Source organism: Phaeobacter gallaeciensis DSM 26640, assembly GCF_000511385.1.
GTDB lineage: Bacteria > Pseudomonadota > Alphaproteobacteria > Rhodobacterales > Rhodobacteraceae > Phaeobacter > Phaeobacter gallaeciensis.
The window spans coordinates 450,174-473,642 of record NC_023137.1 but is presented as its reverse complement, the minus strand read 5'-3'; the positions used below and the strand labels follow the sequence as shown (position 1 = coordinate 473,642).

Below are 23,469 nucleotides of genomic sequence, written 5' to 3'. Positions count from 1 at the left end.
CAAATCGTGTCCCTGAGGGGCAAAGACAAGGGAACCAGCCAGATGCCAATGTACCGATCCAGAACCTCCACCCATGGCCGCAACATGGCCGGCGCGCGCGGCCTGTGGCGCGCCACAGGCATGAAGGACGATGATTTCGGAAAACCGATCATCGCCATCGTCAACTCCTTCACCCAGTTCGTGCCCGGCCACGTCCACCTGAAGGATCTGGGCCAGATGGTCGCGCGCGAAGTTGAGGCGGCCGGTGGGGTGGCGAAGGAGTTCAACACCATCGCGGTGGATGACGGTATCGCCATGGGCCATGACGGTATGCTCTACTCCCTGCCCTCGCGCGAGGTGATCGCCGACAGCGTCGAATATATGGTCAACGCCCATTGTGCCGATGCCATGGTCTGCATCTCCAATTGTGACAAGATCACTCCGGGGATGCTGATGGCCGCCATGCGCCTCAATATTCCCGCAATCTTCGTCTCCGGTGGTCCGATGGAAGCAGGCAAGATCGACATCGCCGATCTCGACATGAAAAAGATTGATCTGGTGGATGCCATGGTTGCCGCCGCCAGCGACACGATGACCGATGAGCAAGTGCAGCATATTGAGGAAAACGCCTGCCCGACTTGTGGATCCTGCTCCGGCATGTTCACAGCCAATTCGATGAACTGTCTGGCAGAGGCGCTGGGTCTGGCGTTGCCGGGCAATGGCTCAACCCTCGCCACCCATGCCGACCGCAAGCATCTGTTCTTGGAAGCAGGCCGCAAGATCGTCGACATCACCAAGCGCCACTATGTGGGCGAGGAAAAGGGCCTGCTGCCGCGTGAAATCGCCACCTTTGATGCGTTTGAGAACGCCATGAGCCTCGACATTGCCATGGGCGGCTCCACCAATACCGTGCTGCACCTGTTGGCCATCGCCAATGAGGGCAAGGTCGATTTCACCATGACCGACATGGACCGCCTCAGCCGCAAGGTGCCCTGCCTGTGCAAGGTTGCACCGAATATCGAGAATGTGCATATGGAGGACGTCCATCGCGCCGGTGGCATCTTCTCCATTCTAGGTGAACTGAGCCGCGCGGGCCTCCTGCACAATGACTGTAGCACCGTGCATTCCAGCACCATGGGTGAAGCCATCGCCAAATGGGACATCAAGGTTGCCAACAACCCCGAAGCTGAAGAGCTATTCAAAGCGGCCCCTGGCGGCGTGCGCACAACCGAAGCGTTTTCGCAGTCCAACCGCTACAAGGAGCTGGACAGCGACCGCGAGGGCGGCGTGATCCGGTCCAAAGACCATGCCTTCAGTCAGGATGGTGGTCTGGCGGTGCTGTTCGGCAATATCGCCCGCGACGGCTGCATCGTGAAAACCGCCGGTGTGGATGAGAACATCCTGAAGTTCACCGGCTCGGCCTATGTCTGTGAAAGCCAGGACCAGGCGGTGAACGACATCCTGACCAGCAAGGTCAAGGAAGGCGACGTGGTGGTGATCCGCTATGAGGGTCCGCGCGGAGGGCCGGGCATGCAAGAAATGCTCTACCCGACCTCCTACCTGAAATCGAAAGGGCTGGGCAAAGCCTGCGCGCTTCTGACCGATGGCCGTTTCTCCGGCGGCACCTCGGGCCTCTCCATTGGCCATGTCTCACCCGAGGCGGCAGAAGGCGGTACCATCGGGCTGGTTCAACAGGGCGACACCATCGAAATCGACATCCCCAACCGCTCGATCCATCTGGCGGTCTCGGACGAGGAGCTCGCCACGCGCCGCGCCGCCCAGGACGCCGCAGGCTGGAAACCGGTCAAGCCGCGCAAGCGCAAGGTCTCCACTGCACTGAAGGCCTATGCGCTGCTGGCCACATCGGCGGCCAAAGGTGCCGTGCGCGCCCTGCCCGACGACGAATAATCGACGCTGTCAGGTAATCCGCATTTAAAGCCCCGGCATCTTGGATGTCGGGGCTTTTTCTATCATAGGAAACGGACCCTATTCGACACACCGCAGCATCGCTGGAGATCCGACATGACCATTTGGCGCCCCGCTCAATCCATTCGCGTGAAAACCATTGGTCTACCCTGGCGCAAAGGCCATCTTCTCGCAGCGGAGGTCCCCGATGACAGCGGCCGAACCAAAGGCGTCCGCCCTCTGGGGGGCACGGTTGAATTTGGCGAAACCTGGCAACAGGCGCTGCAACGGGAATTTCAGGAGGAGCTCGGTGTAGGGATCACCATCATCGGCGCGCCCGTCGTGCTGGAGAACATCTATCAGCACGAAGGGCAGACCGGTCATGAGATCATCTTCGCCGCGCAGGTCACTTGGCCAGAGGCCCCGCATCTGGCGAGCGATACGATTGAGTTTTTCGAAGACAACGGTCTGAAATGTATCGCCAGATGGTTTCACCCTGATACGCTGGAGGCCGACGGGACTGAGCTGTTTCCAACCGGATTAAAAGCGCATCTGCAAGATCTGGGTGCCCAGACCTGCGCATAAGGCACGAACCCCATCACCTTTCCCAAAATACTCCCGCCGGAGGCGCGCCGCGGCAGCGGCGCCCGGCCCAACCGGGTCAGATCATGAAATGATCGCCCCCCGGGGCGGGAGCATCGCGCGGCTTGGGGTCACTCACCCAATTTGGCGTGCACCTCATCCAGGTCGATTTCACCCACGGGCATCTTGTTGGCGGGGTTTTCAAAGTCATATTTGAACACTTCGAAATCCCGTTTGTAGATTTCATAGACCAGATGCATCGACAGATCGTCGAAATAGTCTTCGACGGGATGGGCGCGTTTGGGGCCGTGGCCTTCGCTTTCGTTAAAGCGCGGGATCTGGGTCAGATCCACCTGATGCGGAGTCTCGATCGCGTCCAGCACATCCTGCATGCCCTCGTTGAAGGCTTCGGTCCAGATCACCTTGTCGTACCGGCCACCATTGCAAATGAACGTCGAGACATGGCCCGATGTGGCCGACCAGTGGATATCCGGCTCCATAGGACGGCGAAATTTCACCGTGTCTCGGACAAACAGCAGGAAACGGCGGAAGCTCTTGATCTGATCGAACGGCTCTTTGCCGTCATCGCCGCCCACGTCAATCCCATAGTCATAGGTGAGTCGCGGCACCAGATTGCCCCGATAGCGTTTGCCATTGCGCTGGATGCCGCAAATCTTGTCGAAAAAGGAACTCAGCACACGGGTGTAAGGATTGCGCACGCAGGTGAATGCGTAGGAATTTTGCGCCTGCACATTGCTGGTGATCAGCGGCTGGCTGTCAGGCAGCGCCCATTTGTGCAGACCGCCCTTGGCATCGTGAATATCACCGTCAAAGAACTGCCCGTGGTCGGAGTAATACATGATCTGGCCGATGGTAGAGCAAGCACATTTGGGCACCACGCGATAGACCACGCTTTCGCTCTCCGTCATCCAGGTACCTGGAAATCCCATCTGCCTCTCCCCGTCCCCATGCGCCGCAATTGGCGCCTCGTACTACTCTAGTCGTTAAAAGCGAAATAATGCGGTTTATTCAGTGAGAATTCGTCAGTATCAAGGAAACAATCAATCAAAATACGACACCGGGGCGCTGTCATGGCAAAAATCGCATATGTTCTGCTGTGCCATAAGGACCCAGAGGCGATTATTCAGCAGGCGGAGCGACTAACCGCAGCCGGTGACTATATGGCGATCCATTTCGATGGGCGCTCTCCGGCCAGTGATTATCAGCAAATCCGCACGGCTCTGAAAGACAATCCCAACATCTGCTTTGCCCGCAAGCGGGTCAAATGCGGCTGGGGAGAGTGGTCGCTGGTTCAGGCAACGCTCTATGCGCTGGAAAGCGCAGTGGCCACCTTCCGGCGCGCGACACATTTCTACATGGTCTCGGGCGACTGCATGGCGATCAAAACCGCGGAATATGCCCATCAGCTGCTGGATAGCCGGGATTGTGACTATATCGAGAGTTTTGACTTCTTTGAAAGCAACTGGATCAAGACCGGCATGAAAGAAGACCGGCTTATCTATCGCCATGTCTTCAACGAACGCAAAAACAAACGCCTCTTCGATCTGAGCCACCGCCTGCAGAAACGCCTCGGCCTGACACGCGCCCTGCCTGAAGACGTGCAGGTTCAAATCGGCAGCCAATGGTGGTGCCTGCGTCGCCGCACCGTCGAGTGGATCCTGTCCTTACTGAGTGAACGGCGCGATGTCCTGCGGTTCTTTCGCACCACCTGGATCCCGGATGAAACCTTCTTTCAGACCCTGGTGCGTCACCTGGTCCCCACGAAGGAGATCGAGAGCCGCACGCTGACATTACTGATGTTCTCGGACTACGGGATGCCGGTGCAGTTCTACAATGATCACTACGATATGCTGATGGGGCAGGATTTCCTCTTCGCCCGCAAGATCAGCCCCGAGGCGCAGGAACTGAAATCCCGTCTTGGCGCGCTGTATGCCGAGCAGGGTGTTGAATTTCAGATCTCCAATGAGGGGCGCAACCTTTATGGCTTCCTGACCAAACGCGGACGCCACGGGCTGCGCTTTGCCCCCCGTTTTTGGGAAACCGAAAGCACATTGGGGCGCAACCGCGAACTGCTGATCATCAGTTGCAAGAAATGGCATGTTGCCAAACGGCTGATTGACCGGCTGCGCGAGGTAAGCAACGTCCCAGCACTGGCCTATCTCTTTGACGAGGAAGGCACCGATATGCCCGACCTTGGCGGTATCGAGGCAACGCTCTGGAAGCGCACCCGCCACCGTCGCGCGCTGGTACGAATGTTGTTTGATTACTACGAGACTGACCGCCTGGTGATCTGCCTTGATCCGTCAGCGCTGGAGTTGATGCAGGATTTCTGCGCTGATCGGGCCGTCACACGTATCCTGCAGATAGAATGCAATCTCAGCGACGAGTATCTGACGGGCCATGCTGAGCGCATCGGGCTGGCGGGGCAGCAGACCTCTGCCACGGCCTTGGAACGGCTGCTGCCGACCATCCGCAATGACATCCAGCACGAATCCGACCGTATCCGCGATGTCGGGTTTAGTCACCACAGCCTGATCCGCGAAAGCGACAGTGATGAGCAGATCGCCGAACAGCTGATGCCGTTTCTGGCGTTGGATCATGAGGCCGCTCTGACACTCGCGCGGACCGAGCATCTCTTCTCAGACTAGGGCAGCCTTACAACCAAGCCGCCCCAGTTTGAGTCATGATACGGGCGTGGTTGGTCACTTCTGTTTCCAGCTGTCCAGCCAGCGCCGGACCCGGCCACGCCGCTCTGACAGCGCATCACCCGCAGCGTAAAGGCTGTCCTCGACATTCTCGACCATTGGGTCGATCCGCGCGCGGCGGAAGCGACGCCAGCGCACATAAAGCGCCCAGAGTACAGCGGCTAACATGGTCAGGAAGATGATATTGAACCAATTCACCTGGCTATACTCCGGCCCGCTCACAGGCTTCACCGCCACCGCATTCGGGAAAATCGACAGAAACTCATTACGCCAGCCGTAGTGACGCAACAGCACCCACTGCGGATCCGCCTTGGTGGAGGCGAGATCGGTCAGCTCGGCCTGCAGGTTGGAGCTGTCCAGCTTGAAATAGGGCGGCCAGCCCCAGCCGGTATCCTCGTTCCGGTAGACGATGGGGCGGCCATTGGGCAGGAACGCCTCAACGAAGCGCACATCGCGGTTCACACTGGTCGCGCTTTCCTGTGCTGTGTCCTGCTGCGCCCAGAAGATCGAGTTTTCGCCGAAATCCACCCGGCGCACCTCAGTCTTGACCACGCGCACCACATCATTCTGCGGTAGTGTGTAATGCAGAAAGGCCCCTGCCAGCAGCCAGATGGTGAGAATGAACACCCATTTGATATAACGCATCTCAGCGACCTCACATGAAATTCATGACATAGACCAGGAGCGCAATGGCCCCCAGCGGCACGACATAGACCAACAGGATCAATCTGCGGCGCAGCGATCTGTCATATTGGTGCAACCCGCGCTGGATGAAGGCGGAACGGTCTCCGGTCAACCCCTTCTCGGCCCAACGACGTTTCAGCTTGGCGCGCCGCACCTCGCGCGAGTAGAGCGAGACAATGCCGTAGATCACGGTCAGCACCACCAGCAAAATCGCCATCAGGCGGATAAAGGCAAACATCAGCGGCGCCCCCTGTTGCCAGATCTGCTGCTGACAGCGCCCCAGGGGCCGACCCGTTCAACCAGACTGTCTGTTCGGCGCTGCTTTGGTTGATGCTGCACGGCGGTGCTGCGACCACTCATGTCCGGCTCATGGCCAAATAGCGCCGCCCGCGCGCCTGCCTTATCCATCGCGTATTCACGCGCGAGGAAGGAAACGACATGGTCCTTCTTCGCCTCCGGCCAGCGGCGGTATTCTTGATAAAACACTTCCTTGTGGCAGATGAACAGCTGGCGGAAATCCAGCGGCGTCAGCTCTGCCAACAGCATATTGACCAGATCGCGGTTCGGCGTGTTGGTGGCGCGCAGGCAGTAGAAATAGGCCGGGTGATCCGATTTGATCCGGGGCCATTTGCCACCGCTTTCGGCCCAGCGAACCATCGCCGCCATGCCTTCGAATTCCTCCGGCAGCTCACTGGCGTGGCGGGCCGCCATGCGCCGCAGATCGCTACGGGACAGGCCCGAAAGGTCCATCCCCTTGTCCGCCAGCACGCTGATGGCCAGAAACCCCATCTTCTGGCGCAGGATGGCCGCGCCATCGACACCGCGCGCACGGATAATCGGCTCTACCAGCCCGTTCAGCTCCAGAAACTTCGCAATCGCATTGTCCTGCGTGCGATCAAACACGCGATCAAGCGGCACGCCTTCGGGTTTCTCCCCACTGGCGATCAGCGCCGGGTGCTCCACATTCTGAAACACATAGAGCCCGCCGAAATGCGCGGTCCAGAAATTCTGCTGCTCAAACACCTCATGTTTCAGCCGCACAGGGTTGCGGGTGACATCGCCGGTCTTTTCGGCCGTCTCGATCATCTCAGTGATGAGCGCATCGTCAAACCAGCCGTCTTCCTCACTCTTGAACCGATCCACCAGTTCCGCAAGCTGATCAGCCTGCCGCAGTGTGCCCTTTGTGGTGTCCGCCTCGACCCTGACCTGCCGGATATCAAAAAGCTGCGCGGGCGTCGCGACCTCAAACACCGAATTCACCAATTCACCCGCCACCGCATCGGTCGCGGTCAGCGCAAACAGCTGGCTTTCATTTGCGGCAATGAACCGGCGCAGAATGTCCCGGCTGGTGGAGAATTTCACATTCAGAAGCGGGCAGCGCTTCTGCTCGGTGCTCAAGAGAATGAACTGCCGGTTCACACCCGCATGGTTCAGATAGTGGTCATCCCCCAGCTCATCGCCCACTTCAGGGGAGTAGCCGGAGATATCAACGTGAAAATCGGTGAGGCGCGTGGTCTTGCCCGTCAAATGCTTCAGCGCGCGGTTATAGCGCTCCACCAATGCGGGCGAGGCCACATGGAAGAGATTGCCGAACATCAGACCGTTCTGGATGAGGCGTTTCATGATTTCCTCCTGTGTCCATGGCACAAGCGATGCGCCCGGCCCGAGGGTGGGTGCGGAACGCGCCCGCCCTGGGGGGCGGGTCGGGCGCGTCGCGGCTTCGCCGCGGGAGACACCATTAGTTTCATGGCATCGAAATCCGAGCAGCTACGATCAGAACTTCCTTTGCGGCCTCGATAATTCGTGAACTCAAAGTAGTTTCAGGCTCTATTTCACCGTGCACCAATTTATTTCGCACATTTCGCACTTCTTCAAACTTAGCAAACTCGGACTGCGAAATTTTTCCGTCAGCTTGAAGCTTCATGAGTGTCCTTGTTGTAGGGAAGCGCCTCTCGGTTTCTGGCACATCCCTCAAATGTCTCTCGATTTTCGCCCAAGTATCAATGAACTCCCCGTAACGCCGCATATTGTCGGTATCGGGCACTTCAAGCGCAACTCCGAACAAGGCCTCAAAGAGCCTTTGTGCTAGCTCCGCATAGACCTCCACTTTCGCGCGCTCGACAGTCAATCCATTACCGTCGTGATAAAGCTGATTACGTAAGCGATGAAACCACTCGATATGCCCGAGATCGAAACCAACGATTTTCTCTGCAGCGTGCTGCTCGATTCCATCCAAGAGTGAAGGAAAGTTTCTGCAGTAATTCTCACGCTCTGTGCGCGAAATACTGACACCCGTTACTCTTTTGGGAAGCTGAAGGTATGTCTGCATCATCAACTCAACTGAATTGTCGATGCTAATCATTGCCAAGCGCCTGTTGGTATCCCTGTCTTCCCCAAGCAAGGAAACGCCATGGCGAAGAATTTCGCCCGGCCCTGTTGCCCAGTAAGGTTCGCTATTCAATACGCTCACCCCCGCCCCTCCAGATACCGCCGCTTGGCCTCTTCCTGCCGCCCGAAATCGCGCACCATGTTGTCAATCGCCACCTCATCCGACTTATCGGCATAGCGGAACTCGCTGTCGGCGTAGCGGTTGATCTCCTGCACCACCATGTCGATGGTGATCGGCACCCGCAGCTCTGCAATCATCGCGGATTTGGTGTCGTAATCCTTGAACAGGAACAGCTCCGGGTTTTCCATCCAGTCATCCGGCAGTTCGAAATCCATCGCCCGAACCTTCACCGCATCGGTGATGTTCTTGATGGCCCGCCCGGTGAAGCGTTCATCCGCCTGTTGAATGGCCTTCAGATAGGTGCCCAACTTGGCAAGGCTGTCCAGTTCGCCGATCTGGTCATGGACGCGGCCAAAGACCTCTGCCAGCCCCGGCTCCTGCGGGCGATTGTGCGCCTCAAAGGAGCGCGCGACCGCCTGTTTGATCTCCTGCGCGCCATATAGGTCATGATCGCCCAGCGGGATCTCGTGGTTTTTGCCCATCAGCAGGGTCAGGATATCGATGTAGTCCTCCCGCGTCTGCGGCCCGTCCACCAGGAACCGCGCGCCCGCCCGCTGGCGCAGCGCGTCGTCCACATTCTCCGGGTAGTTGGAGAACATGCCAAAGGTGCAATTGCCGCGCACCACGGTATTGGCGCCGGCAAAGGCCTCCATGAAGACCGCCGTCACCTCCTGCTGGCCCGCGCTGGACTGCCGGTCGCCGCGTTTCCCTGCGATCTGATCGATGTCGTCGATGGTGCCAAAACCGATGACGCCCGGATCAATCACGTTCTGGATAAAGGATTTGGCGTTCTGGCCGGACTTGCCCTGATAGCTGTCGATATTGTCGATGCCGAAATTCTGGTAGCGGAAAGCATAGCCTGCATTCTGGCAATAGTCGTTGATCAGCCCCGCCATCATCTGAATGAGCGTGGTCTTACCCGTCCCCGGCTTGCCGTCGCCCATGAAGGTAAAGATGAAGCCGCCCATCTCGGCAAAGGGGTTCAGGCGGCGGTCAAAATCATAGGCCATCAGCATCTTGGAGAGCCGCAGAGCCTGATACTTGGCGATATGGTTGCCGACCACCTCATGCGGTTTTTTGAACGCCATAGTGAGGGTTGTGGATTTCGCCTTGGCCGCGGGTTCAAAGCCGCTGATGGTCAGATCATCCGCCTCCACCCGCCAGTCTGCGGCGGTGAACCCTTCCAGACGTGGCGCGTTCTGCGCCCGCAGGGCGGCTTTCTCCATCAGTTGCTCGGCATACCCCGCCGTGGCGGCAATCAGATGTACGTCGTCCGGCGCGTGCTGCGCCAGCTTCTGGTCCAGCTCCCACAGCGCCCCGTGCAAGGCCAGCGGCGCATTGTCTGTGAGCAGCTCCTCCGCCTCGCCCACCTCAGCCTGCGCCTCGGACCCATGCGGCGCCAGTAGATAGGCCGCGGCATTGGCAAACACATGCGCCGCAATCAACGCCTCGGCGGCCAGCAATTCGGTGAATTCCCCCTTGCGCGCCGCATCCAGCGACCCGGCCAGATTGGCCCGTTTCAGATCCGCAAGGCCAGAGACATCCGCATAAGCCTCCCCCATCGCCAATGAGATTGCCAGCGCCCGACGCAAGGTGTGCTGCAAGGTCGCCTGCAAGGGCGAGGTCAGCGGGTCATCCTCATCCGCCGCCTCAATCCGGGAAATCAGATGCACGCCTTCGGGGCGCGCAGAGGAGCGCGTTACAAGCCCCGGCGTGGTGGAGCGGAAACGCCGCCGCGTACCAATCCCGGGCGACCGCTCCGGCGCCTTACCCTCTACCGCAGGCTTGGCGATGCGCGGGGTGTGGTCGAATCCTTCCAGCATCGCTGCCGCAGCGGAGTAATGCTTGCGGATATCCTCTTCCCGCAGTTCCATCTGATTGCCTGAAATGCTCATCTCACCCTCTCAATTCTTATCATCGCCGGAGAAAAATCCGGCCCGCTCATCTTCTGGCTAAAAATATCCCCGCCGGAGGCTCCCCCGGCTTCAACAAACGCAGGCGCTCAATACCGCAGCACCTGCCCGGCCTCGCTCACCACGAACTTCTGCACATCGCCGAACCCCGGCGGGTCGAGTTCCGCCAACACCTGAAACGGGCGCTGCGGCAGGATGATGGCGCGCTGGGTCCGGGTTGCGCCGGTATCCGCACCGCGCCCGCCAAAGGGATCCAGCGCAAAGATCTCCCGCTCTACAGTGCCAAACCAGCCCGAACGCTCCTCGCGCACGTCTTCGCTCTGCAGCTCTTCCAGCGTCCAGGCCAAGGCCCAGTCCTGGCCCGCTGGTGCCTCTGCCTCCTCCAGCACCCGGTGCAGCGGCCCCGATTGTTCGGTATAGGCGGAGGAATACATCGGGCCGACGTGGAAACGGCGCAGGTGCTTGGGGTGGAGATCGTCGAAATCCTCGTCAAACCCCTTGGCAATTGTGACCAGCTTCAGCCCGGCCAAGGCCTGCGCCATCAGATGCGCCTGAACCTCCGGCCAGCGGCGTTCGTCCTTGGGCAAGGCCACTTTACCGCTGTCCTCCAGCTCCATCAGGTAGATCACCGGCAGGTTCACTTGGCTATCATAAGCCGCCCAGTGCAGCAGGAAGCGGCGCCGCCGCTCGCCGATGTTCTCCAGCCAGTCGCAGACCGGATCGTTCTGCGTCCAGAACAGCTGCCCCTTCAGCAGTTCCTGATAATAGAGCCGCTGCGACATGGCGAATTGCAGCTTCGACGGTGTCGTGCGGTCCGAGATGATCGTCCGCACCATATCGTCCTTCAGCTGCGCCTCACTGGCCATATTGGCCAGATGCCGCTCCGCCTGCTGGGCGTCATTGGCCATGGTCATCAGCTCTGCTGCGATCGGAAAACCGCTATCACGCTTGTCCATCGCCAGGCTGCCAAAAAAGCGGCCCGTATCACGCCCCGCCATCAGGTACTTCATGCTCAACGCGCGGAAGGTGAAGTTGAGCCGCATAAGGTAAGCGGTCAGCACCTTCACATCGGATTTCGACAGCCGCCCCTCCGCCTGCATCGCCGCCGCCACCCGGGTCAGATGCCGGATGATGGTCTCGAACTTCTTGAAATACCGGCGCGAGGCGAAGGTGTCGCTGAGGCCTGCGTGGTCGTGGGAGGGATCGGTCATGCCAAACCTCCGGGGCGCGATCCTCCGTTGCGTTCTTTGTGCATCTCAATCCTAGTTCTTACTGAGCTTAAAACTATTCACTCTACGCCTTGAAAAGATCCCAGGCGAAGGCTGCAAATATTCCAACAACTGCGGCCACAACCCAGCCTGCAAAAGGGCCTCCGACGGCGAAGTAGAGAACAGCCAAAGTTCCAAAAATGACCGCCAGAACGCTCCACCAGAACCAGTTCGGCGGGCAAGGGACATTTAGAAACTCCAGCCAATCCACGCTCACCCTCCATACAGGTTCTTGTCGTGCTTCTCGACAATTGCCGCGAACCGGCGGGCAAAGCGTTCGTCGGCCTTGGCCTTCTTCTCCAGCACGTCGCGGGCGAACACCATATTGTCCTCGTGGCTTTCCAGCATGTCAGCCATTTTCTGGTTGGTCGCGGTGCCGATTGCGGCCATCGCGGTCTGGGCTTCTTTGTCAGTCTGCACGCCGATCTCGTTAATTCTGTGGGCCACATCCTGCTGCTGCGCGGTCTTCAGGGATTTGGTCAGCGCATCATAGAGCACCACCCGCTGCGCCGTATCCGTCTGCAACTTGTTGATCAGCACCATCTGCGTGGCGGCCTGGTTCTGCAAACTATCGACCCAGGTCTTGCCCTTCTCGATATAGCGCTCCAGCGTCTGGGATTTCGCAAGTTTGACCTGCTCATCCTGCACCAAGGCGTTGTATTTGGCATTGATGTCGGCCAGTTCGGTTTCCAGCTTGGTGCGGGCGGCAGCGTCCTGCTCGACTGAAATCTTGTTCTCCAGCTCAATGATCTGCGGATCCAAAGCCACAATCTCGGCGCGGACGGCCTCCAGCTCCTGCACGGTCAACTCACGGTCGTCCAGCGTGGACGTAAGGTTGACCTGCACCTTCTCGCGCTGATCTTCCAGCGTGGCCAGCTGGCCCTCCAGCAACTTCACAATCACATCCGATTTGGCGATCAGGTCCTGCAGTTTGTCGTCGATATTGGCGGTACGCATCCGTTCCTGACGCAGGGAATCCGATTTCCCCTTAGAAAAGAAACCGACAAAGCTCTCCCAGCCAGTTTTCGACCGCATCTCGTCGAAATCCTTGGAGAAGGCCGTGGTCACATCATCCAGACCCATGATCAACTCGGCGATATTGGCGTTCATCACCTCGGTATGGGCGTGCACGTCATCCAGTGTTGCGTTCTCAATGTCGATGCTGGCGTCTTCTCCGGCCGAAATCTTGGCCCGCGCGGTTTCCATCCGCGAGGTGAGCGCCGTGATCTTCTGCTGCGACTCGCTCACCTTGGCTTGTGAGGCCCGCACCATCTCGTCAAATTGTGATTGGCTCATAAAGTGCCCTTTCTGCAATGTCTTAAGTGTCATATGGGAGATGTGAACATGATTTACATCCCCCATGTATAGAAAACCTGCCATCGCTACAGCCATAACGCAGTACCGCGCAGATCCGTTGCCAGCAGTTTTGCAGAGCAGCCCTGTAAAGGAAAGACCGACCGGCAGCCCGATCGGTCACAGTCCGCAGATACTGACCAGCGGGAAGCAGCTGCGCCTCAAACGGGTTTGATTTTGGACAGCACCAGAAAAGTCATCAGACCAAAGGGCGGCAATGGCTGGTGGTGTTCAATGGAGAGATGATCTTCCCCCAGAACGGTTTCGATCTCGAAATCGGAGTGCCAGCCGAGCACATTGGCGAAGGGTGCTGACACCCGTTCCAAAAAGGCCAGCACGCCCTGTTCGCGCAGAAAATGATTGGTAATCACCACTTTGCCCCCAGGTTTCAGAACCCGTGCAATTTCACCCATCACCTGTTCCGGGTCTGGTACGACCGATAGCACATGCATGGCTGATACCGTATCAAATGTGGCATCCGGGAAATCCAGGCTGCGCGCATCCATCTGGCGCAGGGCTTCCACATGGTCGAGATCGCTTTCCTCGACCCGCTTCTGGGCCTTTTTCAGCATATCCTCGCTGAAATCGATCCCCGTCACTTTCAGGCTGGATTTGTACAGAGGTAGCGAAAGGCCGGTACCAACCCCCACCTCCAACAGCCGACCGCTGCGATGTTCATTGACATAAGCAACAGCCCGACGACGGCCGCCATTCGTAATCACCCCAAATGTTTTGTCATAGACAGGGGCCCAACGGGCATACGACGATTCAACAGCCTTGATATCCAATTATCCACCCTTACTCGTTTATGCGCCGGTCTCCGGCGTTTTCTTTTTAACCAACCCCCAGGCCACCATCGCGGCATACCCAAGGCACAGGATCACCAACGTAATCCATGCGTAAATCAGGACGGCTGCCCCCGCAAAGGCAAAACCGACCAGAAAATACTTCACGTTTTCGCGTGAAATTTTGACTGCCTTCAGCGACCAGGTTGGCACATGGCTGATCATAAGCAATCCAATGACACCCATATGAAGGCAGATCAAAATATCCGGAATGACCGGCGCATCGGCGAAAGCAAAAGAGATAAACATTGGCAGCATCGCCAGCAGCGCGCCGGCCGGGGATGGTACCCCTTCAAAATAAACGCTTTTTGCGGTGATTTTCTGCTCGGACTTGGTCGAGACGTTAAACCGCGCCAGCCGCACCACGCAGCAGACCGAGAACACCAACACCGCCAGCCACCCCAAGCCGCGCATGTCTTGAAGAGCCCAATAGTAGATCACCAGTGGTGAGGCGACGCCAAAGTTGAGAAAATCTGCCAGCGAGTCGAGTTCCGCACCCATCTTGCTGTCGCTGCGCAGGATCCGCGCCAGACGCCCGTCAAAGCCATCCAGAATCGCCGCAGCCAAGATCAGCTGTACCGCCAGCGTATAGTTGCCCTGCACCCCGAAACGGATCGCAGACAGCCCGGCACAGATGGCCGCAATGGTCATCATGTTCGGCAACAGCTGGATCAGCGCGTATTCGGATTTTCGCTTTTCCGGTGGGTGGTGCATAGCGGTGGTGTTTCCTTGTTCACAGCAGGGAGCCACCACACTCCCAGCGTCCCGAAGCGGGGTATAATCGCAGGATCAGGGTGTCGCCTTTGCGCACATATGCCCCAACCAGGGCGTCGGTGCAATCTTTGCGACCTGCGAGACAGGCACGACGGCGATATCACGGCCTGACCATCGCTTGCTGATCACATCACGCAGCGACAGATATACCTCGCAGAAAAAAGCGAAAGCACCGTGCATTGCACGGTGCCACGCCCAACTGGGAATGCCTCCCTCGGGGAGGCCATGAGTAGGCGGGAGCCCCCGCCTGCATTTGTCGCTCAGATCAGAGAAGCCTCAGCCGACAACGTTGAACTCAGGACCATAGGGGTATTTGGTGATGTTCTCATTGTCATCCTCATGAATGATCAGGATGTCATGCTCGCGGTAACCGCCTGCACCGGGCTGACCATCCGCAATGGTCAACATCGGCTCCATGGAGATCACCATCCCCGGCTCCAGCACCGTGTCGATGTCCTCGCGCAACTCCAGCCCCGCCTCGCGTCCATAGTAGTGCGACAGGACGCCGAAGGAGTGGCCATAGCCGAAGGTACGGTATTGCAGCAGGTCCTGCTCTTCAAAGAAGGCATTGATCTGATGTGTGATTTCCGCGCAGCTCGCGCCAGGTTTCAACAGCGAGATACCCAGCTCATGCGCCGCCACGTTGGCCTCCCAGATGCGCAGGGACTCGGCATCCACTTCCTTCACGAACATGGTGCGTTCCAGCGCGGTATAGTAGCCGGAGATCATCGGGAAGGTGTTCAGTGACAGGATATCGCCGCGCTCCAGCCTGCGGGCCGTCACCGGGTTATGGGCCCCATCGGTGTTGATGCCGGACTGGAACCAGACCCAGCTGTCACGGTATTCCGCATCCGGGAAGCGCTTGGCAATTTCCAGCTCCATCGCATCGCGACCTGCCATCGCCACGTCGATTTCCCGCGCCCCTTCCTTCACCGCATCGCGGATCGCAAAACCGCCAACGTCTGCCACCGCGGCACCGGAGCGGATCATATCGAGTTCTGCTGCAGATTTACCCATCCGCTGACGCATGGTCGGCTCATAGAGATCAACCATCTGCAATGGCGTCAGGAAATGTTCCAGTTTTGCCTTCTGCAGCAGGGTCAGGTGATCGCTCTCGTAGCCGACGACGGCACCGTCGCCTGAAACCGATTTGATCGCACGCCAGAAGTTGTCGCGCTGCCAGTCGGTATAGGTGATGTTGTCGCAGAACGACCGGCGCCAGGGCTGGCCGGCGTCGATGCCAGCCGAGATGGTCACAGCCTCGGACGCGGTGACCACCATACCATAGGGGCGACCGAACGCGCAGTAGGTGAACCCCGAATAGTAGGAGATATTGTGCATCGAAGTGAAGACAGCGGCGGTTACACCGGTCTCTGCCATGATTTTGCGCAGACCTGCGATCCGCGCCTCATATTCGGAGACGGCAAATTGCAGCGGCGCCTTTTCACCATTGTGAAAACGATACATTTCAGGACGTGAAGTCATAGTCGACCCTTCCATCTTACAAGAAAGGTCCCGGCGTTCAGGACGGTTTGAGAGTTAGGGCAGCATGGATCCCATGCGGCGACGCCATCGCCTGGCCCTTGGCGCAGAAGATGCGGCAGAGCTGCGATGCTGGCAAGTCTGAATCCCCGCGAGAGGGTCAAAAAACGACAAACGCCGCAGGTTTCTGCGGCGCTGAGGGACTTTTTCCTGAGGCGACAGGTTATTTGACCAATACCGCCACCAGATCGCTGTCAGGATCGGCCAAGGGTTCGATCACGTTGAAATGATGTTTGCCGAACGCAATGACGTGATCGGCCCCCCAAGCTTCGGCCAGCCAGACAGCCTGATCCAGAAAGGCCGGGCGCTCGTCACCACCCACCCAGACTGTGACCTCCGCCGGGTAGCGATGGTCCATGTCAATTGGGCTTTCTGCGGCAGCGCTTGCTGCGTCCAGTTTGAACTTTCCGTTCATGGAGGTGCGCAGCAGAGGCCGCAGGTCCGCGAGCGGCGAAATCGGCACCACCGCCGTAATTCGTTCACCCACTTCCTTCGGCAAAAGATCCCGATCCAACATGCGGGCCACCAAATGCCCCCCCGCGGAATGGCCCGCCAGCGCAATCGGTCCCTCCACCTCACCCGCGATGGCGGCGACGGCTGCGGCGATCTGCTGGGTGATATCGGCAATCCGAACCTCAGGACAAAGGTCATAGGACGGCATGGCCACCGCATAGCCCTGGGCCAGCGCCCCCACCGCGAGATGCGACCAGCTGGATTTGTCAAACGCCATCCAATAGCCGCCATGCACGAAGATCATTAGCCCCTTGGCAGCACCTTCAGGAAGAAACAGATCATAGCGGTGCCGGGCCCCTTCGCCATACGGCACGTCCAGCCGGGACCGATCGCGCATCGCGTTGCGAAAATCCTCGGCTGAGGCCGCCCAGCGCGGCGGGTAGCGGTCAGCGTTTTCGATATAGGCGCCATTTGAATACGCGTCGTCGAGCTCCATGCCCAATCTCCCTGTTCTTCTTGTTGACGCTACCTGACAGTCTGGCACAGAACATGTCAAATGACCCGATCCCTGCTGAGCAGCGATGTCGTGGAGACCGCGCCTCTTAATTTGATCAAATTCTGGACTCACCACTCTTTCTGGACATATCAAGTCACAGCTGATTTGCATTTCGCAAATGACATACGGGAGGCCCGCAATGCTCGACGCAACCACTGATCTGAAATCACTGCTCACCGATCCCAGCCTGCTGGAACCACGCGCCTATATTGGCGGCGGTTTTGTCGATGGCCAGGATGGCACATTCGAGGTGAAAAACCCGGCGCGTGGCGATGTGATTGCCAATGTGGCGGACGTCAGCCGGTCACAGGTGGCAAGTGCCATCGCGCAGGCTGAGGTCGCCCAGAAAGACTGGGCGAAATGGACCGGCAAGGAACGCGCGAGTGTTCTGCGTAAATGGTTCGATCTCATGATGGAGAACCAGGAAGATCTGGCCGTGATCCTGACTGCCGAAATGGGCAAACCCCTGGCCGAGTCGCGCGGCGAGATCGGTTATGGCGCATCCTTCATCGAGTTCTTTGCCGAAGAAGCCAAGCGCGTCTATGGCGAGACCATTCCCGGCCATCATCGCGACAAGCGGATCACCGTGCTGAAGCAACCCATCGGGGTAGCCGCCTCCATTACGCCCTGGAACTTTCCCAACGCGATGATCACCCGCAAAGCCGGTCCGGCGCTGGCAGCGGGCTGTGCTTTTGTCGCGCGGCCTGCTGAATTGACACCACTGTCTGCGACCGCATTGGCCGTTCTGGCAGAGCGCGCGGGCATTCCGGCAGGTGTCTTCAACGTCGTCACCTCTTCCAATGCGTCAGAGACCGGCAAGGAGTTCTGCGAGAATAACGCCGTGCGCAAACTGACCTTCACCGGCTCTACCGAAGTTGGCCGCATCCTCATGCGGCAGGCGGCCGATACCGTGATGAAGTGCTCGATGGAGTTGGGCGGCAACGCACCGTTCATTGTCTTTGACGACGCCGATCTCGACGCTGCCGTCGAAGGCGCGATCATGTGCAAGTTCCGCAACAACGGCCAGACCTGTGTCTGTGCCAACCGGATCTATGTACAGGCGGGTGTTTACGATGCCTTTGCTGCAAAGCTGAAAGAAGCCGTGTCCAAAATGACCGTGGGCGATGGTCTGGCTGAGGGCACCCAGTTTGGCCCCCTGATCAACGAGAAAGCGGTTGAAAAGGTGCAGGCGCATATCGCCGATGCAAAGGAAAAAGGCGCTGAGGTGATCCTGGGTGGCAATCCATCGGAGCTGGGCGGCACCTTCTTTGAGCCGACGATCATTACCGGTGCCACGCAGGATATGGTTTTCTCTCAAGATGAGACCTTCGGCCCGATGGCGCCGCTGTTCAAATTTGAGACCGAAGACGATGTCATCGAAATGGCCAATGACACCATCTTTGGTCTGGCCTCCTATTTCTACGCCAAGGATCTGAGCCGGGTCTACAAGGTGGCCGAGGCACTGGAATACGGGATCGTCGGCGTCAACACCGGGATCATCTCAACCGAACTCGCGCCCTTTGGCGGCGTCAAACAGTCGGGCCTTGGCCGCGAAGGCAGCCATCACGGCATCGAAGACTATCTGGAGATGAAATATATCTGCATGTCGGTCTGATCCGCCTCAGAAGGCCCCGGTTAACCAAAGCCGGGGCCGATCATCGTCAAAACAACATCGAACCGTCACATTCCTTTTACGCGGACACGGCAGGAGCATGGGCAATCAACTGTCCAATCTCGGAGTAGCCGATGTTTCCGCGCCTCATGTGTCTGACCTCTGCGCTGGCCCTTACCGCAGGTATTGCCCAGGCAGAAAGATCCTTTAACCGCATCGCAGCCTTCCCGGTGGTCCAGAACATGGCCGCCGGAGAAGATACATCACGCGAAACCTCGCCAGAGATTATCGACGCAACTGCGGATGGCATGACGCTGGTCTATACCGACAGCCCGTTGGAGGCTCTGGGCCTGATCGATATCACCGATCCGACAAACCCCGCGCCCAACGGCAATATTGCACTGCCCGGCGAACCCACATCTGTCGCGGTTATTGGCAGCACTGCATATGTCGGCATCAATACCTCAGAAAGCTACACACAACCCTCTGGTCTGCTGAAGTCTATCGATACAAAAACGGGCGCTGAAACGGGCTCTTGTGATTTGGGTGGCCAGCCGGACTCGATCGCAAAATCCAAGGATGGTGCCTTCCTTGCCGTGGCCATTGAAAACGAGCGGGACGAGGACCTGAATGATGGCATGCTGCCGCAGATGCCTGCGGGCAATCTGGCTCTGGTGAACACCACCCAAAGCGGTCTGGACTGCGCGTCAATGAAATTTGTCAGCCTGACAGGTCTGGCGGATATCGCAGGTGAGGATCCGGAGCCGGAATATGTCTCGATCAACGGGCTTGGGGAGACAGTTGTCACGCTGCAGGAAAACAATCACCTCGTGATCGTCTCTAAGGACGGCGAGATCGTGAATCATTTCTCTGCCGGTTCTGTGGATCTTGACGAGATCGACGCAACTGATGAGCGCGGCGCGCTGATCTTCAACGAAAGCCAGACAGGGCGCTTGCGCGAACCCGATGCCGTCACTTGGGTTGATGACACGCACTTTGCCACCGCCAACGAAGGCGACTACACCGGCGGCTCTCGCGGCTGGACGATCTTCAACAAGGATGGATCCGTCGTTTACGACAGCGGCACCTCCTTTGAACACGCCATCGTGCAGATTGGACACTACCCAGACAAGCGCTCCGATGCCAAAGGCGTTGAACCAGAAAGCGTGACCTTCGCTGAATTTGACGGCACGCCCTATGTGTTCGTCGGAGCAGAGCGCGCGTCAGTTGTGGGTGTCTATGATGTCAGCGACCTAGGTAACCCGGTGCTCACACAGCTTTTGCCCTCGGGCGTCGGACCCGAAGGTTACGCAGTACTGCCCGCGCGCAACCTGCTGGTCTCTGCGAATGAGAAAGACCTGATCGAGGACAAGGGCCCCCGCGCCCACGTGATGCTCTATGAGTTGCAGGCGGGCGCACCCACCTATCCGCATTTGACCTCAGAAGGCGCCGATGAACTAATCGGTTGGGGGGCGCTCTCTGGCATGGTGGCGGATGCGGGCGGCATGATCTACGCGGTCAACGACAGTTTCTACGGCTTCCAGCCCTCAATCTTCAAAATTGATCCCAGCCAGACACCAGCCCGGATCGTCGATGTGATCCGCATTCATCGCCAAGACGGCAACCCGGCCCAGAAACTGGATCTGGAGGGCATCACGCTGGACGGCAAAGGTGGCTTTTATGTTGCCTCCGAAGGGCGCTCTGATCGGGTGACCCCACATGCCATCTATCACGTCTCCAAGGACGGGCTTATCAAAGCAAAGAAGGGCGAAATCGGGCTGCCTGCCGAGCTGATGGCCGTTGAAAAACGCTTTGGCTTTGAAGGCATCACCAAAGTTGGTGACACCCTCTGGATGGCGGTTCAGCGGGAATGGAAAGATGACCCCAAAAACCACGTCAAACTGGTGGCCTACAACCTTGAGACCAAGGAATGGGGCGCGATCCACTATCCTAAGGCAGAGCCTGACACCGGTTGGGTTGGCCTGTCGGAGATCGTGGCCCATGGCGATTATGTCTACGTGATTGAGCGCGACAACCAGCATGATTTCCGCGCTGTCACCAAGAAGGTCTACCGTATTCCGCTGGCCGAGATGACACCGACCCCGTTGGGTGGTGATCTGCCGGTGGTCAGCAAGGAACTGGTGCGCGATCTGCTACCGGATCTGACCGCAACCGGCGGCTACGTTCTGGATAAGGTCGAAGGGTTGGCCATCACTGCAGAGGGCGAAGGGTTCATCGTGACCGACAATGATGGCGTCGATGATGCCTCCGGTGAGACGATGTTCTTTTCCATCGGTCAGATGAACACGCAGACCGTCAACTAACCTCACCCACTCAGAGTGCCCGGAACATCAAAACAGCCCCCCGATAGCACCGGGGGGCTGCGGCGTTCGAAGCTGTCAGATCAAAAGATCAGGGCAGAATTAGTTGACGGTCTTGGCATCCAGTTCCGGTGCCTTGCCGGTTGAGATTTCGATACGGCGGGGTTTCAGTGCCTCCGGCACCTCACGCTGCAAATCGATGTGCAGCATACCGTCGGAATGGCTGGCGCCTGTTACGCGCACATGGTCGGCCAGGGTGAACCGGCGCTCAAAGGCACGGGTGGCAATGCCGCGGTGCAGGTAGGTACGGTCGCTGTCGTCTTCGGACTTCTTCGCCGAAACGACCAGCGCGTTTTCTTTCACCTCGACACCCAGATCAGCCTCGGAAAAGCCGGCAACGGCAATCGAGATCCGATAGGCATCTGCAGCGGTTTTTTCGATATTATATGGGGGATAGCTCGGCTGCGCGACGTCAGAACTCAGGGCGCGATCCATCAGGTCGGCGATCTGGTCAAAGCCAATGGTGGCCCGGTGCAGCGGTGCAAAATCAAAACTACGCATGTGTCATCCTCATTCGTGAGCGATTTCTACGTGCCCTCCCATCAGGGACAGGCGTTTGTGCTGTCGGATCCCGATCATCGGCGATCCGAACAGACCTGAGATAAGGATTGAATTTGCCAGTTCAAGAGGTGGCCTATCCGCCGGGGCGGACAAATTTCGCACCGCCCGCCGACGTTCCGCTGCCCACGCGGATCCGCTTAATTCGCCGATCTGGTGCCGCCACTGGATTGCGGCGCAGCTGTGCTTTTAGCTCCGCCACCCTCTGTGGCAGTTTCATGCCAAAAGCCACCTGCTTACCACCGTATAGGCCACCCCCGGAAATCAACGCCAGAATACGCCCACGCCCGCCCACCTGCGAGAACACCGGCGCACCGGAGGAGCCGAAAGTGACGTTGCAGTCGATCATCAACACATCCGCGCGTTCCGCCATCAGATTGCAGTGTCGCTGGCGCGACAAGGCCTCGGCACGGCCCATCCCGTAGGATGTCACCGATATATCACTTCCGTAATCCCGCCCGGAATGCAGCGCGAAGGCGTTCGCGAAACCACTGGTCACAGGGGCCGCCAGCCGGATCAGCGCTACATCATGGCGGATATTCTCAAGATCAAGCCGACCACCCGGACGGAACCCCGGATGCGCCGCGATCTGCAAGGCCTGGCGTTCGGCAATTGCCACACCATCGCGCAGACCCGCGCGAAAACTGATCTGCGTCGCCTCCCGCAAAGCTCCGCCGCGATCATAGACACAATGCGCGGCAGTCAACACCAGATCCGGTGCAATCAGCGTTCCGGTGCAGAACCCCTGCCCGTTGAGTTCCAGGCGTCCAACTGCCTCCCAGCCCAATAGATCATCGCGATCCGTCAGACGCCGCAACCCGGTACCCTGTGCCACTGCCACAGTCGCAGAAACTGCCGTCACCACGGCCAAAATAAGTGAGCATAGTTTCATTGGCTGATGAACTTTGCGCCGGAATTGCTCCGGCGCTCCCCCACTTTCACGCGGCCAACACCGGGGGGCATCTGCCCACCAATACGGCTACCGGTAAGCTGCGCACGCAACAGCGCCAATTCCTCTGCCAGAGCCGAGCCAAGGGCGACCTGCTGACCGGAAACCTCCGCCTTGGCAGAGACCACCGACACGATCTTGGGGCGCCCTGCGTCAAAGGAAAACACCGGCGCACCGGAAGAGCCATAGTCCACATCGCAGGACATCACCAACACGCCCTCCTGCCGGGCCATCACGGCACAGACATCCTGCAGCGACGGCGCCTCAGAGCGGTCATGTGCGTAAGATACCACACCAATCCGCGCGCCCTTTTGCGGGCGCTGATCGGTTTCAAATGGCATCACAGTGGTGTTGCGGATGGGCCTTTGTAGCTGCAGCAGTGCGATATCGTTGCGCACCCGGTCGGTCGATATTTTGCCATCGTAGATATAGCTGGGATGGATGACTGCTTGGCGGATACTCCGATAAGCCGAGGCACGCCCGTTACGCCATCCCGCAAGAAACTCAATGGTCTGCGGTGCGATCCGGGTCCGACTGTCGCGGTCATAAAGACAATGCGCTGCCGTCAGCACCAGATCAGGCGCAATCAATGCGCCGGTACAGAAACCTTCGCCATCGACGTCAAGCCGTCCGACCGCCTCCCACTCACGCCCCGCCTCAGTGGTTTCCAGCCGTTGCAGACGGCTATCGTCAGCGCTTGCACCCGTCGGCGCGGCGACACAGACAAGCCCGATGGAGACCACCGCCGCCGCCAGTGACAGCATCCGCTGCCGGATCGGTTTCTTTACGCTCATCGCCCTACCAGCCCTATGTCCCAATCGCTCCCATTTCAGGGTATGCTTTGCTTGGGGCAAAATTACGGCAGCAGGGTCCGGAATGC

Annotated in this window: 21 protein-coding genes; 5 read left to right on the top strand and 16 right to left on the bottom strand. The window is 58.6% G+C overall.

Annotated features, from left to right (window positions below; translation table 11 throughout):
* Positions 1 to 42: 42 nt before the first annotated feature.
* Both ilvD and GAL_RS02335 read left to right on the top strand, forming a co-directional pair.
* Entirely contained in the window at positions 43 to 1,887 is a 1,845-nt protein-coding gene (gene ilvD / locus GAL_RS02340) for a dihydroxy-acid dehydratase (RefSeq protein WP_024095986.1), read from the top strand.
* 114 nt (positions 1,888 to 2,001) lie between these two features.
* Complete coding sequence (locus GAL_RS02335) at positions 2,002 to 2,469, top strand: NUDIX hydrolase (protein WP_024095985.1); 468 nt, start codon at positions 2,002 to 2,004, stop codon at positions 2,467 to 2,469.
* A 128-nt stretch (positions 2,470 to 2,597) separates the two neighbouring features.
* On the opposite strand, the gene GAL_RS02330 is transcribed toward GAL_RS02335, so the two are convergent.
* Entirely contained in the window at positions 2,598 to 3,416 is an 819-nt protein-coding gene (locus GAL_RS02330; RefSeq protein ID WP_024095984.1) for a sulfotransferase family protein, read from the bottom strand.
* A gap of 141 nt (positions 3,417 to 3,557) precedes the next feature.
* Between GAL_RS02330 and GAL_RS02325 the strand changes: the two genes are divergently transcribed.
* Complete coding sequence (locus tag GAL_RS02325) at positions 3,558 to 5,135, top strand: DUF5928 domain-containing protein (protein WP_024095983.1); 1,578 nt, start codon at positions 3,558 to 3,560, stop codon at positions 5,133 to 5,135.
* Between the two features lie 54 nt (positions 5,136 to 5,189).
* On the opposite strand, the gene GAL_RS02320 is transcribed toward GAL_RS02325, so the two are convergent.
* The 12 genes from GAL_RS02320 to GAL_RS02265 form a co-directional block, all read right to left on the bottom strand.
* On the bottom strand, positions 5,190 to 5,837 hold the full coding sequence (locus GAL_RS02320; RefSeq protein WP_024095982.1) for a DUF1523 family protein: 648 nt from the start codon (positions 5,835 to 5,837) through the stop codon (positions 5,190 to 5,192).
* 10 nt (positions 5,838 to 5,847) lie between these two features.
* Positions 5,848 to 6,114, bottom strand: a complete 267-nt coding sequence (locus GAL_RS02315; RefSeq protein ID WP_024095981.1) for a hypothetical protein — start codon at positions 6,112 to 6,114, stop codon at positions 5,848 to 5,850.
* Complete coding sequence (locus GAL_RS02310; RefSeq protein WP_024095980.1) at positions 6,114 to 7,499, bottom strand: DUF6638 family protein; 1,386 nt, start codon at positions 7,497 to 7,499, stop codon at positions 6,114 to 6,116. Before GAL_RS02310 ends, GAL_RS02315 begins: the two co-directional genes overlap by 1 nt.
* Before the next feature lie 121 nt (positions 7,500 to 7,620).
* Positions 7,621 to 8,346, bottom strand: a complete 726-nt coding sequence (locus tag GAL_RS02305) for a hypothetical protein (RefSeq protein ID WP_145957925.1) — start codon at positions 8,344 to 8,346, stop codon at positions 7,621 to 7,623.
* Entirely contained in the window at positions 8,343 to 10,280 is a 1,938-nt protein-coding gene (locus GAL_RS02300; protein ID WP_024095978.1) for an AAA family ATPase, read from the bottom strand. The genes GAL_RS02305 and GAL_RS02300 overlap by 4 nt, the downstream gene beginning before the upstream one ends.
* Positions 10,281 to 10,387: 107 nt before the next feature.
* The gene (locus GAL_RS02295) at positions 10,388 to 11,509 is read right to left on the bottom strand and encodes a hypothetical protein (RefSeq protein WP_024095977.1); all 1,122 of its coding nucleotides are present in this window, start codon (positions 11,507 to 11,509) and stop codon (positions 10,388 to 10,390) included.
* Positions 11,510 to 11,591: 82 nt separating this feature from the next.
* The gene (locus GAL_RS02290) at positions 11,592 to 11,777 is read right to left on the bottom strand and encodes a hypothetical protein (protein ID WP_024095976.1); all 186 of its coding nucleotides are present in this window, start codon (positions 11,775 to 11,777) and stop codon (positions 11,592 to 11,594) included.
* A gap of 2 nt (positions 11,778 to 11,779) precedes the next feature.
* Positions 11,780 to 12,862 carry a hypothetical protein gene (locus tag GAL_RS02285; protein ID WP_040104240.1) on the bottom strand — a complete coding sequence of 361 codons (1,083 nt, stop codon included), beginning with the start codon at positions 12,860 to 12,862 and terminating at the stop codon, positions 11,780 to 11,782.
* Between the two features lie 218 nt (positions 12,863 to 13,080).
* Positions 13,081 to 13,707 carry a class I SAM-dependent methyltransferase gene (locus GAL_RS02280; RefSeq protein WP_024095974.1) on the bottom strand — a complete coding sequence of 209 codons (627 nt, stop codon included), beginning with the start codon at positions 13,705 to 13,707 and terminating at the stop codon, positions 13,081 to 13,083.
* 18 nt (positions 13,708 to 13,725) lie between these two features.
* On the bottom strand, positions 13,726 to 14,478 hold the full coding sequence (locus GAL_RS02275; protein ID WP_024095973.1) for a CDP-alcohol phosphatidyltransferase family protein: 753 nt from the start codon (positions 14,476 to 14,478) through the stop codon (positions 13,726 to 13,728).
* Between the two features lie 336 nt (positions 14,479 to 14,814).
* Positions 14,815 to 16,023, bottom strand: coding sequence for an aminopeptidase P family protein (locus GAL_RS02270; RefSeq protein ID WP_024095972.1), 1,209 nt, complete (start codon positions 16,021 to 16,023; stop codon positions 14,815 to 14,817).
* A gap of 220 nt (positions 16,024 to 16,243) precedes the next feature.
* Entirely contained in the window at positions 16,244 to 17,029 is a 786-nt protein-coding gene (locus GAL_RS02265; protein WP_024095971.1) for an alpha/beta hydrolase, read from the bottom strand.
* Between the two features lie 199 nt (positions 17,030 to 17,228).
* On the opposite strand from GAL_RS02265, the gene GAL_RS02260 reads away from it, so the two are divergent.
* Together GAL_RS02260 and GAL_RS02255 are read left to right on the top strand one after the other, a co-directional pair.
* The gene (locus GAL_RS02260; RefSeq protein WP_024095970.1) at positions 17,229 to 18,704 is read left to right on the top strand and encodes an NAD-dependent succinate-semialdehyde dehydrogenase; all 1,476 of its coding nucleotides are present in this window, start codon (positions 17,229 to 17,231) and stop codon (positions 18,702 to 18,704) included.
* Between the two features lie 131 nt (positions 18,705 to 18,835).
* On the top strand, positions 18,836 to 21,025 hold the full coding sequence (locus GAL_RS02255; RefSeq protein WP_024095969.1) for an esterase-like activity of phytase family protein: 2,190 nt from the start codon (positions 18,836 to 18,838) through the stop codon (positions 21,023 to 21,025).
* Positions 21,026 to 21,124: 99 nt separating this feature from the next.
* Here the strand turns inward: GAL_RS02255 and GAL_RS02250 are convergent, their stop codons facing one another.
* From GAL_RS02250 to GAL_RS02240, 3 genes are all read right to left on the bottom strand, one after another.
* Positions 21,125 to 21,583, bottom strand: coding sequence for an Hsp20 family protein (locus GAL_RS02250; protein WP_014875848.1), 459 nt, complete (start codon positions 21,581 to 21,583; stop codon positions 21,125 to 21,127).
* A 133-nt stretch (positions 21,584 to 21,716) separates the two neighbouring features.
* Positions 21,717 to 22,532 (bottom strand): trypsin-like serine peptidase, encoded by an 816-nt coding sequence (locus GAL_RS02245; protein WP_024095968.1) that lies wholly within the window; start codon positions 22,530 to 22,532, stop codon positions 21,717 to 21,719.
* Positions 22,529 to 23,383, bottom strand: a complete 855-nt coding sequence (locus tag GAL_RS02240; protein ID WP_024095967.1) for a trypsin-like serine peptidase — start codon at positions 23,381 to 23,383, stop codon at positions 22,529 to 22,531. The genes GAL_RS02245 and GAL_RS02240 overlap by 4 nt, the downstream gene beginning before the upstream one ends.
* Positions 23,384 to 23,469: the final 86 nt, after the last annotated feature.

Excerpts from the sequence above, each read along its gene's own strand:
- GAL_RS02270 (WP_024095972.1), bottom strand. The coding sequence starts at position 16,023 with ATGACTTCACGTCCTGAAATGTATCGTTTTCACAATGGTGAAAAGGCG.
- GAL_RS02330 (WP_024095984.1), bottom strand. The coding sequence starts at position 3,416 with ATGGGATTTCCAGGTACCTGGATGACGGAGAGCGAAAGCGTGGTCTAT.
- GAL_RS02250 (WP_014875848.1), bottom strand. The coding sequence starts at position 21,583 with ATGCGTAGTTTTGATTTTGCACCGCTGCACCGGGCCACCATTGGCTTT.
- GAL_RS02325 (WP_024095983.1), top strand. The coding sequence starts at position 3,558 with ATGGCAAAAATCGCATATGTTCTGCTGTGCCATAAGGACCCAGAGGCG.
- GAL_RS02300 (WP_024095978.1), bottom strand. The coding sequence starts at position 10,280 with ATGAGCATTTCAGGCAATCAGATGGAACTGCGGGAAGAGGATATCCGC.
- GAL_RS02315 (WP_024095981.1), bottom strand. The coding sequence starts at position 6,114 with ATGTTTGCCTTTATCCGCCTGATGGCGATTTTGCTGGTGGTGCTGACC.
- GAL_RS02240 (WP_024095967.1), bottom strand. The coding sequence starts at position 23,383 with ATGAGCGTAAAGAAACCGATCCGGCAGCGGATGCTGTCACTGGCGGCG.
- GAL_RS02265 (WP_024095971.1), bottom strand. The coding sequence starts at position 17,029 with ATGGAGCTCGACGACGCGTATTCAAATGGCGCCTATATCGAAAACGCT.
- GAL_RS02335 (WP_024095985.1), top strand. The coding sequence starts at position 2,002 with ATGACCATTTGGCGCCCCGCTCAATCCATTCGCGTGAAAACCATTGGT.
- GAL_RS02310 (WP_024095980.1), bottom strand. The coding sequence starts at position 7,499 with ATGAAACGCCTCATCCAGAACGGTCTGATGTTCGGCAATCTCTTCCAT.
- GAL_RS02275 (WP_024095973.1), bottom strand. The coding sequence starts at position 14,478 with ATGCACCACCCACCGGAAAAGCGAAAATCCGAATACGCGCTGATCCAG.
- GAL_RS02320 (WP_024095982.1), bottom strand. The coding sequence starts at position 5,837 with ATGCGTTATATCAAATGGGTGTTCATTCTCACCATCTGGCTGCTGGCA.
- GAL_RS02285 (WP_040104240.1), bottom strand. The coding sequence starts at position 12,862 with ATGAGCCAATCACAATTTGACGAGATGGTGCGGGCCTCACAAGCCAAG.
- GAL_RS02245 (WP_024095968.1), bottom strand. The coding sequence starts at position 22,532 with ATGAAACTATGCTCACTTATTTTGGCCGTGGTGACGGCAGTTTCTGCG.
- GAL_RS02260 (WP_024095970.1), top strand. The coding sequence starts at position 17,229 with ATGCTCGACGCAACCACTGATCTGAAATCACTGCTCACCGATCCCAGC.
- ilvD (WP_024095986.1), top strand. The coding sequence starts at position 43 with ATGCCAATGTACCGATCCAGAACCTCCACCCATGGCCGCAACATGGCC.
- GAL_RS02295 (WP_024095977.1), bottom strand. The coding sequence starts at position 11,509 with ATGACCGATCCCTCCCACGACCACGCAGGCCTCAGCGACACCTTCGCC.
- GAL_RS02255 (WP_024095969.1), top strand. The coding sequence starts at position 18,836 with ATGTTTCCGCGCCTCATGTGTCTGACCTCTGCGCTGGCCCTTACCGCA.